This is a genomic window from Streptomyces sp. NPDC111628, from assembly GCF_055635195.1.
In genome coordinates, this window is the sequence record NZ_JBVKBZ010000001.1 from 605,744 (window position 1) to 625,269 (window position 19,526).

General features: G+C 73.6%; 11 protein-coding genes. 10 read left to right on the forward strand and 1 reads right to left on the reverse strand.

What is annotated here, in order from left to right; translation table 11 throughout:
* Nucleotides 1-83: 83 nt before the first annotated feature.
* From ACZ7MF_RS03030 to ACZ7MF_RS03040, 3 genes are all read left to right on the forward strand, one after another.
* Nucleotides 84-671, forward strand: coding sequence for a sigma-70 family RNA polymerase sigma factor (locus tag ACZ7MF_RS03030; RefSeq protein ID WP_003974204.1), 588 nt, complete (start codon nt 84-86; stop codon nt 669-671).
* A gap of 139 nt (nt 672-810) precedes the next feature.
* A complete protein-coding gene (guaB, locus tag ACZ7MF_RS03035) occupies nt 811-2,316 on the forward strand; it encodes an IMP dehydrogenase (protein ID WP_076975886.1) in 1,506 nt (501 codons plus the stop codon).
* Between the two features lie 140 nt (nt 2,317-2,456).
* Nucleotides 2,457-3,581: a GuaB3 family IMP dehydrogenase-related protein gene (locus ACZ7MF_RS03040; RefSeq protein WP_052839813.1), complete on the forward strand. Its 1,125-nt coding sequence runs from the start codon at nt 2,457-2,459 to the stop codon at nt 3,579-3,581.
* 632 nt (nt 3,582-4,213) lie between these two features.
* On the opposite strand, the gene ACZ7MF_RS03045 is transcribed toward ACZ7MF_RS03040, so the two are convergent.
* Nucleotides 4,214-5,431 (reverse strand): nucleotide sugar dehydrogenase, encoded by a 1,218-nt coding sequence (locus ACZ7MF_RS03045; protein ID WP_471474140.1) that lies wholly within the window; start codon nt 5,429-5,431, stop codon nt 4,214-4,216.
* A 302-nt stretch (nt 5,432-5,733) separates the two neighbouring features.
* On the opposite strand from ACZ7MF_RS03045, the gene ACZ7MF_RS03050 reads away from it, so the two are divergent.
* From ACZ7MF_RS03050 to ACZ7MF_RS03080, 7 genes are all read left to right on the forward strand, one after another.
* Entirely contained in the window at nt 5,734-7,440 is a 1,707-nt protein-coding gene (locus ACZ7MF_RS03050; protein ID WP_471474142.1) for a glycerol-3-phosphate dehydrogenase/oxidase, read from the forward strand.
* A gap of 99 nt (nt 7,441-7,539) precedes the next feature.
* Nucleotides 7,540-9,696, forward strand: a complete 2,157-nt coding sequence (locus tag ACZ7MF_RS03055; RefSeq protein WP_471475174.1) for a serine/threonine-protein kinase — start codon at nt 7,540-7,542, stop codon at nt 9,694-9,696.
* Between the two features lie 173 nt (nt 9,697-9,869).
* Nucleotides 9,870-12,767 carry a protein kinase gene (locus tag ACZ7MF_RS03060; protein WP_471474143.1) on the forward strand — a complete coding sequence of 966 codons (2,898 nt, stop codon included), beginning with the start codon at nt 9,870-9,872 and terminating at the stop codon, nt 12,765-12,767.
* Between the two features lie 145 nt (nt 12,768-12,912).
* A complete protein-coding gene (locus ACZ7MF_RS03065; protein ID WP_471474144.1) occupies nt 12,913-14,751 on the forward strand; it encodes a serine/threonine-protein kinase in 1,839 nt (612 codons plus the stop codon).
* A gap of 93 nt (nt 14,752-14,844) precedes the next feature.
* A complete protein-coding gene (locus ACZ7MF_RS03070) occupies nt 14,845-15,945 on the forward strand; it encodes a serine/threonine-protein kinase (protein WP_471475176.1) in 1,101 nt (366 codons plus the stop codon).
* Nucleotides 15,946-16,037: 92 nt separating this feature from the next.
* Nucleotides 16,038-17,750, forward strand: a complete 1,713-nt coding sequence (locus ACZ7MF_RS03075; RefSeq protein WP_471474146.1) for a serine/threonine-protein kinase — start codon at nt 16,038-16,040, stop codon at nt 17,748-17,750.
* 139 nt (nt 17,751-17,889) lie between these two features.
* A complete protein-coding gene (locus tag ACZ7MF_RS03080; RefSeq protein WP_471474147.1) occupies nt 17,890-19,503 on the forward strand; it encodes a succinic semialdehyde dehydrogenase in 1,614 nt (537 codons plus the stop codon).
* The last annotated feature ends 23 nt before the right edge of the window (nt 19,504-19,526 follow it).

A 19,526-nucleotide genomic window follows, 5' to 3' on the forward strand; every position in this document is an offset into this window, starting at 1 on the left:
CCGGCGCACCTGCTCATAACGCTTCGGTGCACAACAACGGGCACGGAGCCACGGATCGGACGGCCGCAAGGCACCATGGACCGATGCGTGACGACGATGCGCCCCCGGACCAGGGGACGGTCGGTGGGCTCGTCCACCGCGCCGTGGACGGGGACGAGCAGGCCACGCACGACCTGCTCGCCCATGTCCACCCCCTGGCGCTGCGCTACTGCCGCACGCGGCTGTCCCGGCTGCCCGGCGACGCCCGGCACTTCGTCGAGGACCTTGCCCAGGAGGTCTGCGTCGCGGTGCTGCTCGCGCTGCCGCGCTACAAGGACACCGGACGCCCCTTCGAGGCGTTCGTCTTCGCCATCGCCGCCCACAAGGTCGCCGACCTCCAGCGCGCCGCGATGCGCCACCCCGGCTCGACGGCCGTCCCGTCCGACGAGATGCCCGAGCGGCCGGACGACTCGCTGGGCCCCGAGGAGCGGGCGCTGCTCAACAGCGACGCCGCCTGGGCCAAGAAACTGCTGGCCAACCTGCCCGAGAATCAGCGCGAGCTGCTCCTGCTGCGCATCGCGGTCGGGCTCACGGCCGAGGAGACCGGACAGATGTTGGGAATGTCACCGGGTGCCGTGCGGGTCGCCCAGCACCGGGCGCTGAGCCGGCTGCGGGCGCTGGCGGAGCAGTAGTTCGGACGACCACCCGCGCGACGGCCCCGCTCGTACAAAAGCACGAAGGTCGCACGCTTCCTTGATCGTGGAATGAGCCACGTCCACTTCCCGTTAGCATGGACATCCGCACCGATCAAGGCCATTTGGGGAAGGTGTCATGACTGCCAACGTCGACGGAGTGCCCGAGAAATTCGCGACACTCGGGCTGACCTACGACGACGTGCTGCTGCTGCCGGGCGCCTCCGCGGTGCTTCCGAACGCGGTCGACACCTCGTCCCGCATCTCCCGCAACGTGCGGGTCAACATCCCGCTGCTCTCCGCGGCCATGGACAAGGTGACCGAGTCCCGGATGGCCATCTCCATGGCCCGCCAGGGCGGCGTCGGCGTCCTGCACCGCAACCTGTCCATCGAGGACCAGGCCAACCAGGTCGACCTGGTGAAGCGCTCCGAGTCCGGCATGGTGGCCAACCCCATCACCATCCACCCGGACGCCACCCTCGGCGAGGCCGACGCCCTGTGCGCCAAGTTCCGCATCAGCGGAGTCCCGGTCACCGACGGCGCGGGCAAGCTGCTCGGCATCGTCACCAACCGCGACATGGCCTTCGAGACCGACCGCACCCGGCAGGTGCGCGAGGTCATGACGCCGATGCCGCTGGTCACCGGCCAGGTCGGCATCTCCGGCGTGGACGCCATGGAGCTGCTGCGCCGCCACAAGATCGAGAAGCTGCCGCTGGTCGACGGCGACGGCGTGCTCAAGGGCCTGATCACGGTCAAGGACTTCGTCAAGGCCGAGCAGTACCCGCACGCCGCGAAGGACGGGAAGGGCCGCCTGCTCGTCGGCGCCGCCGTCGGCGCCAGCCCCGAGGCCCTCGACCGCGCCCAGGCCCTCGCCGAGGCCGGGGTGGACTTCCTCGTCGTCGACACCTCGCACGGCCACAACAGCAACGCGCTGAGCTGGATGTCGAAGATCAAGTCGAGCGTCGGCGTCGACGTCGTCGGCGGCAACGTCGCCACCCGCGACGGCGCCCAGGCCCTGATCGACGCCGGTGTCGACGGCATCAAGGTCGGTGTCGGCCCCGGCTCCATCTGTACGACCCGCGTTGTCGCCGGCATCGGCGTCCCGCAGGTCACCGCCATCTACGAGGCCTCCCTCGCCGCCCGCGCCGCCGGAGTGCCGCTGATCGGCGACGGCGGTCTCCAGTACTCCGGCGACATCGGCAAGGCGCTCGCCGCCGGTGCCGACACCGTGATGCTGGGCAGCCTGCTGGCGGGCTGCGAGGAGTCGCCGGGCGAGCTGCAGTTCATCAACGGCAAGCAGTTCAAGTCGTACCGCGGCATGGGCTCGCTGGGCGCCATGCAGTCCCGCGGCCAGGGCCGGTCGTACTCGAAGGACCGGTACTTCCAGGCCGAGGTCGCCTCCGACGACAAGCTCGTCCCCGAGGGCATCGAGGGCCAGGTGCCCTACCGCGGTCCGCTGGCCAACGTCCTGCACCAGCTCGTCGGCGGCCTGCGCCAGACCATGGGCTACGTGGGCGCCGCCACCATCGAGGAGATGGAGTCCAAGGGCCGCTTCGTCCGGATCACCTCCGCGGGCCTCAAGGAGAGCCACCCGCACGACATCCAGATGACGGTCGAGGCGCCGAACTACAGCCGCAGCAAGTAAGCGGCCGTAGCGAGCAAGCACACGGGCAGCAGCCTCCCGAGGGCGGCTCCGGAGCATCCGGGGCCGCCCTCCGCGGTGCCCCGGCGCACCCGTCGGGGATACTGGAAGGCGCTGCAACGCATCAGGGAAAGGCCACAGACGTGACTGAGATCGAGATCGGGCGCGGCAAGCGCGGCCGCCGGGCGTACGCCTTCGACGACATCGCCGTCGTCCCCAGCCGCCGTACGCGGGACCCGAAGGAGGTCTCGATCGCCTGGCAGATCGACGCCTACCGCTTCGAGCTGCCGTTCCTGGCCGCTCCCATGGACTCGGTCGTCTCCCCGGCCACCGCCATCCGCATCGGCGAGCTGGGCGGCCTCGGCGTCCTCAACCTGGAAGGGCTCTGGACCCGGCACGAGGACCCGCAGCCGCTGCTCGACGAGATCGCCGAGCTGGACACGGACAACGCGACCCGCCGCCTCCAGGAGATCTACGCGGCTCCCATCAAGGAGGAGCTGATCGGGCAGCGCATCAAGGAGGTGCGCGACTCGGGCGTGGTCACCGCCGCCGCGCTTTCCCCGCAGCGCACCGCCCAGTTCTCCAAGGCCGTCGTGGACGCGGGCGTCGACATCTTCGTCATCCGCGGCACCACCGTCTCCGCGGAGCACGTCTCCGGCTCGCACGAGCCGCTGAACCTGAAGCAGTTCATCTACGAGCTCGACGTCCCGGTGATCGTCGGCGGCTGCGCCACCTACACCGCCGCCCTGCACCTGATGCGCACCGGCGCCGCAGGCGTCCTGGTCGGCTTCGGCGGCGGCGCCGCCCACACCACGCGCAACGTGCTCGGCATCCAGGTGCCCATGGCCACCGCGGTCGCCGACGTGGCCGCGGCCCGCCGGGACTACATGGACGAGTCCGGCGGCCGGTACGTGCACGTCATCGCCGACGGCGGCGTCGGCTGGTCCGGCGACCTGCCCAAGGCCATCGCCTGCGGCGCCGACTCCGTAATGATGGGCTCCCCGCTGGCCCGCGCCACCGACGCGCCGGGCAAGGGCAACCACTGGGGCATGGAGGCCGTCAACGAGGAGCTGCCGCGCGGCAAGAAGGTCGACCTCGGCACGGTCGGCACCATCGAGGAGATCCTCACCGGCCCGTCCCGCAACCCCGACGGCTCGATGAACTTCTTCGGCGCCCTGCGCCGCGCCATGGCCACCACCGGCTACAGCGAGCTGAAGGAGTTCCAGCGCGTCGAGGTCACGGTCGCGGACTCGCAGCACCGGCGGTAGTCGCCACGGCATGTGAAGGGGCCGGTCACCTGGTGGGGTGACCGGCCCCTTTCGCGTGCTCGGGGGCTCTTGAGGGGGCGCGTGACGCGGCGCGGGGGCGTGCGGTGGTGTTCGGGGCGAATACGCGGGGGAGGGCCGTGCCGGATCGGTAATGTCCCTGCTCGGCGACCCCGTCTTCGGGGCGCCCCCTTCCAAGGAACCGTTCCGGACCCCGCTCCTCGGGGCCCGGCCCGAATTCCAGACGGACCGCCTCACCGGGATATGGGCGGCATCGTGGAAGGGGGCGCGCCATGGGCCGTCACCGCAAGCCCACCCGCTGGGACCGGATCCGTCTGCGGATGGTGAAGTTCCGGAGGAGGTGGATCCTGCGGATTTACGGGAAGTGAGCGGCCACCCCTATAAGACGTAGGGGTGGACACTCCGTTCACTTCTCTGGAGCCTGCCTCAGTATCCGGCTGCGGTGGGCTCCACCCTTTGCGGATGGTGAGCGGCCGTCCCTAGAAGACATAGGGGCGGACACCCGTAACCGGCCGCACATCCCTGCGGAGGGCGCCATCCGCTCCCCACCGTACCGGCGCAGCCGCCCTCCCACCACCAACCCCGTGGCACGGTCACCCCCGTGCGCCCCCGGCTCACAACCGGTGCGCCGCCCCCGTCGGTGTGGCGCCCCGGGTGTCCAGAAGGAGCTGGGCCTTGACTGAGAGGCCCTGGAGGTCGTACGTGCGGTGCTGCTGGAGGAGGATCGTGAGGTCGGCGTCGGCGGCGGCCTCGTAGAGGGAGTCGGCGCGGGGGACGGGGCGGTCGGCGACGTTCCAGGACGGGATGTGCGGGTCGTGGTAGCTCACGGCGGCGCCCATCGACATCAGGCGGGTCGCGATCTCCTCGGCCGGGGTGGCCTGCTGGTCGGCGAGGTCGGCCTTGTAGGTGACGCCGAGCAGGAGGATGCGGGCGCCGCGCGCGGACTTGCCGTGCTCGTTGAGCAGGGCGGCGGCGCGCTGGACGACGTAGCGGGGCATCTGGGCGTTGACCTGCTGGGCCAGCTCCACCATGCGCAGGCTGTGCGGGGCCCGGCCGGTGAGGTCCTGGGCGACGGAGTGGCCGCCGACGCCGGGACCGGGGCGGAAGGCCTGGAAGCCGAAGGGTTTGGTCTCCGCGCAGCGCAGGACGTCCCACAGGTCGACGCCGAGGTCGTCGCAGAGCACGGCCATCTCGTTGACCAGGGCGATGTTCACGTGCCGGAAGTTGGTTTCCAGGAGCTGCACCGTCTCCGCCTCCCGCGGGCCCCGCGCGCGGACCACCTTGTCCGTGAGGCGGCTGTAGAAGGCGGCGGCCGACTCCGTGCAGGCGGGGGTGAGGCCGCCGATGACCTTCGGCGTGTTGGCCGGGGTGAAGTCGCGGTTGCCGGGGTCGACGCGGCTGGGGGAGTAGGCGAGGTGGAAGTCGCGGCCGGCGCGCAGCCCCGAGCCCTGCTCCAGGAGCGGGCGCAGGAAGTCCTCGGTCGTGCCGGGCCGTACCGGCGACTCCAGGACGACGGTGGTGTGCGGGCGCATGTGGGCGGCGAGGGTGCGGGCCGCGGCCTCCACCTGGGTGAGGTCCAGGCCGCCGTCCGCGCCCGGCGGAGTGGGCGCGCAGATGACGGCGGTGCGGACCCGGCCCAGCTCGGCCGGTCCGGCCGGTCCGCTCGGGGTGCGGAAGCCCGTGGCGAGCATCCGGCGCACCTCGGCGGGGGTGAGCGGGTCGGCCTCGGGTCCCGTGCGGTAGCCGAGGGTGGGGATGCCGGCGGCGACGGCGGCCTGGGCCAGCGGCAGGCCGTACGGGCCGAGTCCGATGACGGCGAGATCTGCGGGCATGGCGTGGGCCGTCCTTCCCAGTAGCCGAAGCGGGACAGGTGCGCAAGCCCGGTGGACAGGACGGGCGAGCACAACGTCAGACTAGGAGTAAATATGACCGATTTGCGGTATTGATCTGCGGAGTTTCGGCGAGTGTCGACGGCGCGGTGCCTGCCGGTAAGGGCCCGTGGGCAAGTTGTCCACAGGTTCGGGCCTGCGGCTGCCGAAGTCGGGCAGGCTGGTCAGAATCTGGGCATGGTGGGTACCAGGAACCGGGCTCGCCCGACGGGTGCGGCCGACGCGACCGACAGCGGGAGGCAGCAGTGAGGACAGCGACCCTTGGGCCGGCGCAGCGCGCCGAGTCGCTCGCGGCCATGGCCGAGCGCGAGCTCGACGTGCTGGTGGTGGGCGCCGGCGTGGTCGGTGCGGGCACCGCGCTCGACGCCGTGACGCGCGGTCTGTCCGTGGGCCTGGTGGAGGCCCGGGACTGGGCCTCGGGCACCTCCAGCAGGTCCAGCAAGCTGATCCACGGCGGCCTGCGCTATCTGGAGATGCTCGACTTCGTGCTCGTGCGGGAGGCGCTGAAGGAGCGCGGACTGCTGCTCGAACGGCTGGCGCCGCACCTGGTGAAGCCGGTGCCGTTCCTGTACCCGCTCCAGCACAAGGGGTGGGAGCGGCTGTACGCGGGCTCGGGCGTCGCGCTCTACGACGCCATGTCCATGGCCCGCGGTCACGGCCGTGGCCTGCCGCTGCACCGGCACCTGAGCCGCCGTCACGCCCTGCGCGTGGCACCCGCGCTGAAGAAGGACGCGCTCGTCGGCGCGTTGCAGTACTACGACGCCCAGATGGACGACGCCCGCTTCGTGGCCACGCTGGTGCGCACCGCGGCGGCGTACGGCGGCAAGGTCGCCAACCGCGCGCGGGTCACCTCCTTCCTGCGCGAGGGCGAACGGGTGGTCGGCGCCCGGGTGCAGGACGTCGAGGCGGGCGGCGAGTACGAGGTCCGCGCCAAGCAGGTGGTGAACGCGACCGGGGTGTGGACCGACGACACCCAGGCGATGGTCGGCGAGCGCGGCCAGTTCCACGTCCGGGCCTCCAAGGGCATCCACCTGGTCGTGCCCAAGGACCGCATCCACTCCAGCACCGGCCTGATCCTGCGCACCGAGAAGTCCGTGCTGTTCGTCATCCCCTGGGGCCGGCACTGGATCATCGGCACCACGGACACCGACTGGGACCTGGACAAGGCCCACCCGGCCGCCTCCAGCGCCGACATCGACTACCTGCTGGAACACGTCAACTCCGTGCTGTCGGTGCCCCTCACCCGCGACGACGTCGAGGGCGTGTACGCCGGGCTGCGCCCGCTGCTGGCCGGCGAGTCGGACGCCACCAGCAAGCTGTCGCGCGAGCACACCGTCGCCCACCCGGTGCCCGGCCTGGTCGTCGTGGCGGGCGGCAAGTACACGACGTACCGGGTGATGGCCAAGGACGCCGTGGACGAGGCCGTGCACGGGCTGGACCTGCGGGTCGCCGACTGCGTCACCGAGGAGACCCCGCTGCTCGGCGCCGAGGGCTACCACGCGCAGTGGAACGCGCGGGCCCGGATCGCCGCCCGCACCGGACTGCACGTCGTACGCGTCGAACATCTCCTCAACCGCTACGGCTCGCTGACGGAGGAACTGCTCGAACTCGTCGCCGCCGACCCCTCCCTGGGCGAGCCGCTCACCGGCGCCGACGACTACCTGCGCGCCGAGGTCGTCTACGCCGCCTCGCACGAGGGCGCGCGGCACCTGGACGACGTACTCACCCGGCGCACCCGCATCTCCATCGAGACCTTCGACCGGGGCACGCGCTGCGCCCGCGAGGCCGCCGAGCTGATGGCGCCGGTGCTCGGCTGGGACAAGGGCCAGGTCGACCGGGAGATCCAGCACTACGAGAAGCGGGTCGAGGCCGAGCGGGAGTCGCAGCGCCAGCCGGACGACCTGACGGCCGACGCGGCGCGGCTGGGGGCGCCGGACATCGCGGCGAGGTAAGGAGGGCGGGCGGGAACCCTGCGGGCACCCTGGGCGTAGAGCACTTGTCGGGTGAGGGACAATGAAGGCTCTGTCAGGGCGGGTTGCATGAGGGGACGCATGTCGGAGGCGGAGCGGGCGGGGACATCCCGTACGGACAAGAGCGCACGTCTCCTCGCCGGGCGGTACCGGCTGGGAGACGTGCTCGGCCGCGGCGGCATGGGGACGGTGTGGCGGGCGGAGGACGAGACCCTCGGACGCACGGTCGCCGTCAAGGAGCTGCGGTTCCCGGGGAACATCGACGAGGAGGAGAAGCGGCGCCTGATCACGCGCACGCTGCGTGAGGCCAAGGCGATCGCGCGGATCCGCAACAACAGCGCCGTCACGGTCTACGACGTGGTCGAGGAGGACGACCGGCCGTGGATCGTGATGGAACTGGTCGAGGGCAAGTCGCTCGCCGAGGCCATCCGTGAGGACGGACTGCTGGAGCCGAAGCGTGCCGCCGAGGTCGGCCTGGCCGTCCTGGACGTGCTGCGCTCCGCGCACCGCGAGGGCATCCTGCACCGCGACGTGAAGCCGTCCAACGTGCTGATCGCCGAGGACGGCCGTGTCGTGCTCACCGACTTCGGCATCGCCCAGGTCGAAGGCGACCCCTCCATCACCTCCACCGGCATGCTCGTCGGCGCCCCCTCCTACATCTCCCCCGAGCGCGCCCGCGGCCACAAGCCGGGCCCGGCCGCCGACCTGTGGTCGCTGGGCGGACTGCTGTACGCCGCCGTCGAGGGCACCCCGCCCTACGACCGGGGCTCGGCCATCGCGACGCTCACCGCGGTGATGACGGAGAACCTGGAGGAGCCGAAGAACGCCGGCCCGCTGCGGGACGTCATCTACGGGCTGCTCACCAAGGACCCCGACCAGCGGCTCGACGACGCGGGCGCCCGCGCGATGCTCAACAAGGTCATCCACGCGCCCGAGCAGGCGGCCGGGACCGAACCGGTCGACGCTACCAAGGTCGTGCCGCTGCCCCCGCAGCCGGACGGCCGCAGGCGCCGCGGCGGAGGCTCCCAGGGCTCCGGCGGCAAGCTGGGCGAGGAGGCCGGGGAGAAGCTCCGCGGAGCGCTGCGTTCGGTGCGCAAGGCCGCCGTCGGGGCCGGTGCGGCGGGCGCCGCGGCCGCCTCGCGGGCCAAGCCCGGCGACGGCGGCCGGAACGCGGCGGGAACCGCGGGGACGCCCACCGCCCACGGGGCCACCGCCCACGGGTCCACCGCTCATGGGTCCCCAGCTCACGGGTCCACCGCCCACGGAACCGCCGCCCACGGGACCGCCGGGACGGCCGCCGCGCCGCCGGCACCGAGGGCGGGATCGGCCTCGGGACCCGGCGCGGGCGCGAGTGCGGGCACGCGTCCCGGTGCCGTCGGCACGGGGGCCGGTGCGGCGAACGCGGCCGGGGAGGCGCGAAGCTCCGGCTGGCCCGTCGTACCGCCGCCGGACCTGCCCGCCCGGCCCGTGCCCCGTGCCCCGCTCACCGACGTGGTGCCGCGCCGGACGCTGATCATCATCGCGGTGGTCGTGGCGCTGGCCGTGCTCGGCACCGTGCTGGCGCTCACGCTCGGCGGTGGCGACGACGACCAGGGCGCCGAGGGCGGCAGCGGCGGCAAGGCCGTGGCTTCCGCCGGTGCGAGCGGCGACACCAAGCAGGACGGGGAGAGCGGCACGGGGACCGACGGCTCCGCCTCCGACCCCGCGACGAACGGGGACCCGACCGGCGCCCCGGACACCGGAGCGAGCGCGTCCGGCAAGACCGACGGCGCGTCGGACGACGCCGGGAAGTCCGAGGACGACGAGGACGTGGCCGCCACCCATAAGGGCGGCCAGGGCTACCGCATCGGACTGCCCGAGGGCTGGAAGTTCGCCTCCAAGGGCTCCTCGGGCGACCGGTTCACCGGGCCCCGCGGGCAGAAACTGCTGGTCGCCTGGACTTCCACGCCCAAGGACGACCCCGTCGCGGACTGGAAGAGCCAGGAGCAGTACATGGTCCGCTCGAACTACCAGAAGGTCCGCATAGAGAAGGTGGGCTACCGGGACTGGAACGCGGCCGACTGGGAGTTCACCTACACCGACGGCGGCACCAAGTACCGCACCATCGACCGCGGGTTCGTCGTCAACGACCACCAGGGCTACGCGCTCATGTACACCGCGAAGGCCGCCGACTGGGGCGACGATCTGCGCCGGGACACCTGGCGGACCCTGTCGAAGACCTTCGAACCCAAGTCCTGAGCGGAGCGACCCGGGACCCGCGGCGGCGGGACCCGGGTTTGAGCCGCCCGAGATCTGGCATCAGCTCATTGCGGGTTGCCTCCGGCACGTATCGTGAGTGGTTGCGGACCGTACGCAGCCGGAACGGCCCGCCGGACGAACGGAATTGACCGACGGCTGCCGGGGGTGGCGACGTGGACGACTACGCGGGACGGGTACTCGCCGACCGCTACCGCCTGCCCCTGCCGCCGTCCGACGAGTACGAACTCACCGAGACCCGGGCCTTCGACACCTACAGCGGCCAGGAAGTCCTGGTCCGTCAGGTGCCGTTGCCGGAGGTCGTCGAGGCCGAGGTGCTCGACGCGGACGGTCTGCCCGACGGCTTCACCGCCCGGGACGGCGGTGTCCGGCACCCCGGCAGGCGGTCCCCGGCCGCGGGCGGCGGACCCGGGCGACCGGCCGACCCGGTGGTGCGGCGTGCCGTCGAGGCCGCGCAGTCCGCGGCGGCGGTGCCCGACCATCCGCGCCTGGACCAGGTCTTCGACGTCTTCGCCGAGGGCGGTTCGATGTGGATCGTCAGCGAGCTGGTGGCCGCGAGGCCGCTGGCCGCGCTGCTCACCGAACAGACCCTGACGCCGTACCGGGCGGCCGAGGTGGCCTCCGACGTCCTCCTGGCGCTGCGGGTGCTGCACTCGTACGGCTGGGTGCACCGCAACATCACCGCGCGCACCGTGCTCGTCTGCGACGACGGGCGGGTCATGCTGACCGGCCTGGCGGTCGGGGCGGCGGAGGAGGCGCTGTGCGGGTACGACCCGGTGCCCCCGCCGCCCGACGGCGAACCGGACGGCGCCCCCGAGCCCGACGCAGCCTCCGGTGCGGGCGGCGGCGTCCCCCGCGCCGGGGTCTTCGGTCCGGGGGACGCCGACCCCGAGGCAGCCCGCCGGGCCGCCATCGAGGCGCGGGGCGTCGGCGGGCTCCCGGTGCCCGGGACCCCGGTGCCGGGCACCGCCCCGGCCGGACTCGCACCCGCCTCGCTCGACGCCGCCGCGGACGCCCGCGCCGCCCGGGCCGGCGCGATCGCCGCCTACCGCGCCGGAGCCAGGGCCGCGGCGCGCGTCCAGGAGGCCCAGAACGGCCGTGCGGCCCTGCCGGGCGCCCGCCCCGCCCCCGACGACGCCACGCGGGCCGGTGGCCCCGGCACGAGCGGCGGCCGCCAGGGCCTCGCCGCCGGTCCCGGCACCTCGTACGGCGGTGACGGCGACGGCGACGGCGACGGCGACGACGCCGACGGCCGGTCGCCGCACGGCACGGCGCCCGGCGGCGCCCGGCCCGGCGCGGGAAGCGGCCGGGCGGCCTTCGCCGCCGGTTCCGGCCAGGCTCCGTACGCCATAGGGCCCGACGCCGCGTCCGGCGCACCATGGGACGGGGAGAGCGTCGGCGACCCCGCCGCGTCGGGTGCCGCCGTGCCTCCGGGGCAGATCACGGACCCCTACGGCGTACGCACCACCGCCTGGCACGGCGCCACGCCCCGTACCCCAGGTGACCCGGCGTCCTCCGCCGCACGCCCCACGGGCGACCCGGCGTTCCCCGCCCCCCGCCCGGCCGGTGAACCGGCGGCCGGTACCGGCGCGCGGACGGAGGGCACCGCGGGGTCCGCCGCTCCGTGGCGGGAGACCGCCTCCGGGTCCGCCGCCCGGTCGCGCGAGGCCGCTTCCGAGGCCGCCGCCGGGCCGTGGCGGGCAGCAGCACCCTCCGGGGCGGCCGACCCGGTGCGGGAGGGCGGGTCCGGGCCCGCCGCGGGCTGGGACGACCTGGCCGGCCGGGCAGCGGGACGGCGAGGTCCGGCCACCGCGCTCGCCGCCGAGCGGGCCCGGCAGACCCGGATGGCCGTGGTCGGGCCCGTGACCGAGCGCTGGGCGCCGGAACAGGCCGGACCCGTGCACGAGAACTGGCAGCTGGCCGCGCCCATCGGCCCCGCCACCGACCTGTGGGCCCTGGGCGCGCTGCTCTTCCGTGCCGTACAGGGGCACGCGCCCTACCCGGAGGAGTCGACCGCCGAGCTGGTGCAGATCGTGTGCGCGGAGCCGCCCGCGTTCGCCGAGGAGTGCGGACCGCTCCGGCCGGTCGTGGAGTCGCTGCTGCGTCAGGACCCCACCGAACGCATCGACTTCGAGGAACTGAGCGGCTGGCTGCGCTCCCTCGTCCGGTCCGCGCCCGAGCCGGAGGCGGGTCTGCACGTCATCTCGGCGCCGCCCGTCGAGACCGGCCGGCTGCCCATCGTGCGCCGCCGCGGCGAGCTGGTGCGCAGGCGGCGCGCCGGACTGCCCGCGCACCACGGACGGCACAAGCGGGGCAGGGCGGAGACCGACCGCTCGCCACGCAGCCTCGGCCGGACCCTGCTCCTGCTGATACTGCTGGCGATGGCCGGGGCGGTCGCCTACGCCATGTTCTTCATGCCGAAGAGCGACACGAGCGGGGCCGGGGCCGCCGACCGCACCGGCGCCGCCGGCGAGGCGAGCCAGGCACCGCCCGCGAAGTCACCGGACGCCGAAGGCGAGCCCCGGCCGGACCGGACCTCCCCGGAACCCGACCCCGACGCCTCGCGGACGGCGGGCGGCTCCACCGAGCCCCAGTCCAACGTCGCCGACGGATTCACCCTGCGCAAGGACGCCGAGGGCTTCCGCGTCGCCGTCGCCGAGGGCTGGAACCGCACGCCCCGCAACGGCAGCGGCCAGGTCGTCTACGGCAAGGGCGACTTCGAGCTGATCGTCGTGCCGGGCCGCGACCGCGCCTCGGAGTTCGGCGACGACCCGATGACCTACCAGCGCGACAGCGAACCGGAGTTGGCCTCGTACCGCGCCTCCAGCTGGGCCACCTCCAGCGGCCTGAAGACCATCGAGGTCGGCGGACGGACCATGGCGGAGGGGCAGTTCACCTGGACCGGCGCCGGCGGCGAGCTGTACGTGCGCAACGTCGCCATCCTCATCGACGGCCGCTACCACGTGGTGCAGGTCCGCGGCCCGGAGGCGGAGCGTGACGAGGTGACCCGGCTGTTCGAGCAGGCCTCGGCCACCTACCAGTACACGCGCTGAACGCAGTTCGGCCCGATGGTTGCCTCCTGTCACGGAAAGCGACAACCGTCACAGAGCGGTTTCCATGCCACCCCACCCGTTCCCCGGGCGGGGGCCGGTCCCTAGTCTGACCCTGACAAGACCATTGCGGGGCAACGTGAATCAGATGCAGGGCCGGCTCGTCGCGGGACGTTACCGGCTCGGGGAAGCCATCGGCAGCGGCGGCATGGGCCGGGTGTGGCGCGCACACGACGAGGTGCTGCACCGGACCGTCGCCATCAAGGAGTTGACCGCCGCGCTCTACGTCTCCGAGAGCGACCAGGCCATCCTCCTGGCACGCACCCGGGGCGAGGCGCGCGCGGCGGCACGGATCAACCACTCGGCCGTCGTCACCGTGCACGACGTACTCGAACACGACGGCCGGCCGTGGATCGTGATGGAGCTGGTGGAGGGCCGCTCGCTGGCCGACGCCGTCAAGGAGGAGGAGCGGGTCGACCCGCGGGAGGCGGCCCGCATCGGCCTGTGGGTGCTGCGTGCCCTGCGCGCCGCGCACACCGCCGGGGTCCTGCACCGCGACGTCAAACCGGGCAACGTGCTGCTCGCCGACGACGGCCGGGTCCTGCTCACGGACTTCGGCATCGCGCAGATCGAGGGCGACTCCACCATCACCAGGACCGGAGAGGTCGTCGGCTCCGTCGACTACCTCGCGCCCGAGCGCGTCCGCGGCCACGACCCCGGGCCCTCCTCCGACCTGTGGGCGCTCGGCGCGACGCTGTACACGGCGGTGGAGGGCAGGTCGCCGTTCCGCCGCACCTCACCGCTGACCACCATGCAGGCGGTCGTCGAGGAGGAGGCCACCGAGCCCCGGTACGCCGGTGCGCTCGCGCCCGTCATCAGCGCCCTGCTGCGCAAGGACCCGGCCGGGCGTCCCGACGCGACCGAGGCCGAGCACCTGCTCGCCCAGGCTGCCGAGGGGCGACGCCCGGACGCGGCCCAGGCCTACGTGCCGACCACCCAGTACGCGGGGCCGCCGCGCGCGGGCGACACGGCCGTCCAGGGGATGCCGGCCGCTCCCGGGACACCGGGGATGCCCGGGGCTCCGGGGACGCTCGGCATGCCGGGCGCACCGGGTCCGGCCGGCGGGACCGGCGCCACGCCGTACCAGCAGACCGGCGGGACCGGCGCCACGCCGTACCCGCCGACGACCGGCCCCACGGCGGTCGGCCACGCGCCGACCGGTCACACCCCGATGGGTCACACCCCGACCGGGCACACCGCGCCGGGCTACGCGTCGGCCCCGGCTGCGGGCGGCGCCGCTCCCGGACGCGCACGGCGGGTCCGCATGCGCACGCTCGCCCTGGTCGTCACCGTCGCCGCGCTGATCGGCGCGGGTACCGCCGTGGTGCTGCAACAGCGCGACGAGGGCGGCTCGTCGGCCGTCGCCGACCCCACCCAGGGGCCGTCCGGTTCGGCCGCTCCTTCCCCCTCCGCCTCCGCCACGACCGGCAAGGGCCCCGGCGGGTCCGTCCCGGCCGACTGGACACGCCGCGACGACCCGCTGGGTTTCAGCCTCTACCTGCCCGAGAACTGGCAGCGGAGGGACTTCGACGGCGACAGCGCCGAACTCCGGCAGATCGACTACACCCCCGACGGCGGCAAACACGTCCTGCGCATATCCGTCGACACCGCTCCCGACTACAACGACCCGTACGCGCACCAGCAGGACCTGGACGCCCAACTGCTCCAGCGGCTCGTCGACTACCGGCGCGTCAAGCTCGAACGCGCCGGCTACCGCGACCGCGACAGCGCCCGGTGGGAGTACACCTGGACCGCGCTGGCGAAGGACACCGAGTTCCCCGGCCCGCGCCGCGCCGTGTCGCAGATGTACATGTCCCGCGACGGCGTCGAGTACGCCCTCAACATGACGGGACCGGCGGGCGACTGGCCGGCCACGCAACGGCGGTTCAAGGCGGTGCTGCAGAGCTGGCAGGAGAAGACCGGCTGAGCCACGCCCCCGTCGCGACGCCGTCCGCACGCCCGTCGGTTGTCGGCCACCCGGGTGACAGCGGCCCGGAGCCGGTGCGTCCGGTGGGGCATGATGGGGCGCATGGTGACCGAGGGGGCGGGCGGGCGTGTCATCGCGGGCCGTTACCGGCTCCATGAGCGGCTCGGCCGCGGCGGCATGGGCATCGTGTGGCGGGCCACCGACCAACTGCTCGCCCGCGAAGTGGCCGTGAAGGCCCTCCCCCTCGACGAGACCCTCTCCGCGGCCGAGGCCCGACGGCGCCGTGAGCGCACCCTGCGCGAGGCCCGCGCGGTCGCGCAGCTGCGGCATCCGCACGTCATCGTCGTGCACGACGTGGTCGAGGACGACGAACGCGCGTACATGGTCATGGAACTGGTCGACGGCGGCTCGCTCGCCGACCGCGTCCTCGCGCGCGGTCCGGTCGACGCCGTCGAGGCGGCCCGCATCGGCGTCGCCCTGCTCGACGCCCTGGACACGGCCCACGCGTCCGGGATCCTGCACCGGGACGTGAAGCCGTCGAACGTGCTGGTCGCCGAGGACGGCCGGGTCGTCCTCACCGACTTCGGGGTGGCCCAGGTCGCGGGCGCCACCACGCTCACCGAGAGCGGTTCCTTCGTCGGTTCCCCCGAGTACACCGCGCCGGAGCGGATGTCCGGGGCCGGGACGGGGCCCGAGTCCGACCTGTGGTCGCTGGGCGTGCTGCTGTGCGCGGTCCTCAGCGGCGCGTCCCCCTTCCACCGCGACTCGCTGGGCGGTGTCCTGCACGCCGTGGTCACCGAGGAGATCCGCCCGCCCGCGCAGGCCGGACCGCTCCTGCCGGTCGTACGGGGCCTGCTGGAACGCGATCCGCGGCGGCGGCTGGACGCGGCGTCGGCCCAGCGGATGCTGCGCGCCTTCCTGAGCACGGGCCGTACGCCCGCGACACCGCAGGAGGCCACCACCGGCCGGCCCCTGCGCGCGCGGCGGAGCGTGAAGCGAAGCGTGCTGATAGCGGTGCTGCTGGTCGTCGCGGCGGCGGGCGCGGGTGTCACGGCGGCCGCGCTGTTCGCCGACGGAGGCGACGACGGGGGCGGTACGCCGACCAGTTCGGTGCCCGCCACGCCGACGTCGACACCGCCGCCGACGACGGATCCCGCCTCCCCGGCCGCCTCCGGCTCCGGCAACGGCACCTAAACGGGAGATAAGCGGCATCATGCGTCACGGGTCTGTGACCGCCGGGCACCCGCGGTGGAAAGGGGCACGCCCGGCGCGATATGGATGGACCCATGAGCAGCAACGGGGGGCCCCGCAGTGGGGCGGACGAGCCGACGAGTTTTGACCTGCAACCGCCGAACCGGCCGGCCGCGGTGCCGCATCCCGGCAATCCGTACGCGACGCCGACCCAGGTCGTGCCGACGCGGTCGCAGACCCCGTCGTCCACCCCTCCGGCGGCTCCTTCGGAGGCCCCGTCGTCCACTCCTGCCGCCGCCCCGGACCCGGGTGCCGGGCGGCTGATCGCCGGCCGCTACCGGCTGATCGCGAAGCTCGGGCACGGCGGCATGGGCACGGTCTGGCGGGCGAAGGACGAGACCGTCGACCGCGAGGTCGCCGTGAAGGAGCCCCGCGTCCCCGACCACCTTCCCGAACGCGAACGGGACAACGCCTTCGAGCGGATGCGCCGCGAGGCGCGCGCCGCCGCCCGGCTCGACCACCCCGCGGTGGTCGACGTGCACGACGTGGCGGTCGTGGACGACCAGCCGTGGATCGTGATGGAACTCGTGCGCGGACGCTCGCTCGGCGACGCCCTCCAGGAGGGCACCCTGAGCGCCCGCGAGGCGGCCCGGGTCGGCCTGGAGGTGCTCGGCGCGCTGGAGGCCGCGCACGCCGCCGGTGTCCTGCACCGGGACGTGAAGCCGGACAACGTCCTGCTCGGCCGGCACGACCGGGTGGTCCTCACCGACTTCGGCATCGCCCAGATCGAGGGCGAGACCAGCCTGACCGACACCGGCGGCTTCGTCGGCTCGCCCGAGTACATCGCCCCGGAGCGGGTGCTGGGCCAGCGCCCCGGCCCGGCGAGCGACCTGTGGTCCCTGGGCGTGGTGCTGTACGCCGCGACGGAGGGCGTCTCGCCGTTCCGCCGCAGCAACACCCCCGCCACGCTCCAGTCGGTGCTCAACGCCACGCCCGCGCCGCCCGCCTCCGCGCAGGGCCCGCTGGCCGAGGTGATCACGGGACTGCTGGAGAAGGACCCGGCGCGCCGTCCGGACGCCGCCCGGGTCCGCGCCCTGCTGGACGCCGCCGCGAACCCGCCCGCGCCGCAGCCCACGCAGGTGGTCCGGCTCGGCGGTCCCGAGGAGCCGGGCGCGGCGCCCGCGTCCCGCTGGAGCGTCCGGCTGGGCCGCAACGCGTGGCTCACCCTCGGTGCGGTGGTCGTCGCGGCGGCGGTGGCCTCGTACCTGGTGATGGCGGACCCCTTCGCGGGCCCGCTGCCCGACGGATGGGACACCCCGCACGAGAAGCAGCTCGCCGCGACCCTGGCGGTGCCCGAGGGCTACAAGCGCACCGTTCCCGACGAGGCCGACCAGCACTGGGTCACCTACACCGACGAGAGCGGCGCCGTCTGGATCGGCCTGACCCTGGACAAGAAGGCGGAGGACACGGCCGGTAACATCGCCGGGTCCGCCGCGGCCGAGATGTACGACGACGACGGGAAGTTCAAGGCGAGCGGGGAGTACGAGCTCTCCATGCCCGAGAACCCGAAGACCGACCCCAGAGAGACCGAGTACCGGGGTGGCAAGTCCGCCGAGAACACGGTCATTTACACCACCACCGACAGCCAGAACCCCCGCCCGCGCGAACTGCGGATCTTCTACTACCGGACGTCCGGGGGCGACATGTACAAGCTCACCGTCAGCTATCCGGGCAAGGGCGACTTCACCGAGCGGGGGCGCGAGGTGGCCGGGACGGCCGTCGCCAATCTGGAAATCGACGGCACCTGAGCGTCCCGCTCGCACAACGCCCTGATCAGCGGGTTTGTTGCCAGCGATCACTGGCGTTGTGTGAGCACTCGGTGAATCGTGGTGAATCCCCATTACCGACGGGTACACAAAGCCCGCCCGGCGTCATACCCTGCGGCTCATGACGGACGCGCAGGCCCCGGAACTCACCGGCACGAACCCCCTCGCCCCCACCCCGGAGGGCGCCCGCACGGCTGCCGACGTGGTCACGCCCGAGCTGGTCGCCCAGCTCACCAAGGGCGTGGTCGGGTCCGGCCGCACCGCCAACCACACCCCGTTCACCGGCGAGAAGCTGGCCGACCTGCCCGAGGCGACGCCCGAGGACGTGGCCGCGGCCTTCGAGCGGGCCCGCGCCGCCCAGGCCGTGTGGGCACAGGTGCCGGTGCGGCAGCGTGCCGCGGTCCTGCTGCGGTTCCACGACCTGGTCCTCGCGCGCCAGGCCGAGGTCCTCGACCTCATCCAGCTGGAGACCGGCAAGGCCCGCCTGCACGCCCACGAGGAGGTCCAGGCCGTCGCCGTCGCCGCCCGGCACTACGGCCGCAAGGCCCCCGCCTACCTGCGCCCCAAGCGGCACACCGGCGCCGTACCGACCCTCACCAAGGTCACCGAGCTGCGCCACCCGCGCGGCGTCGTCGGCCAGATCGCCCCCTGGAACTACCCCCTGGAGCTGTCCGTCGGCGACGCGCTCCCCGCCTTCGTCGCGGGCAACGCCGTCGTGATGAAGCCCGACACCGAGACCTGTCTGACCGCCCTGTGGGCCCGCGACCTGCTCATCGAGGCCGGGCTGCCCGCCGAGGTCTTCCAGGTCGTCCTCGGCGAGGGTCCGGTCGTCGGCCCCGAGGTCGTCAAGCACGCCGACTACGTCTCCTTCACCGGCTCCACCCGCACCGGCCGCGAGGTCGCCCGGGGCGCCGCCGCCCGCCTGGTCGGCGTCTCCCTGGAACTCGGCGGCAAGAACGCCATGCTGGTCCTTCAGGACGCCGACATCGAGAAGGCCGCGGCGGGTGCCGTCCGCGCCTGCTTCTCGTCCGCCGGCCAGCTCTGCATATCCATCGAGCGGCTCTACGTCCACGCGTCCGTCGCCGACGCCTTCCTGGAACGCTTCGCCGCCCGCACCAAGGCCATGCGGCTCGGCACCTCCCTCTCCTACGGTGCCGACATGGGCTCGCTGGTGGGGGAGCGGCAGCTGGAGACCGTGAAGGCGCACGTGGCGGACGCCGTGGAGCGGGGCGCGAAGCTCGTCGCCGGCGGTGTCGCCCGCCCGGACATCGGCCCGTACTTCTACGAGCCGACCATCCTCGACGGCGTCACCGGTCCCATGACCGTGTGCACCGAGGAGACCTTCGGCCCGGTCGTCTCCGTCTACCGCTTCACGACCGAGGACGAGGCCGTCGAGCACGCCAACTCCACGCCGTACGGCCTGAACTCCTCGGTCTGGACGAAGGACGCCCGGCGCGGCCGCGACGTCGCCGCCCGGCTGCGCACCGGCACCGTCAACATCAACGAGGGGTACGCGCCCGCCTACGGCAGCGTCCAGTCCCCGATGGGCGGCATGAAGGACTCCGGTCTCGGCCGCCGGCATGGCTCCGAGGGCATCCTCAAGTACACCGAGGCCCAGACGGTCGCCCACCAGCGCCTGCTGCCGATGGCGCCCTCGCTCGGCATGGACGACGAGAAGTACGCGGTGTTCATGAGCCGCAGTCTCCGGCTGATGAAGACTCTCCGGTTCCGGTAGCCAACCCAGGGGCGCGGGGAACT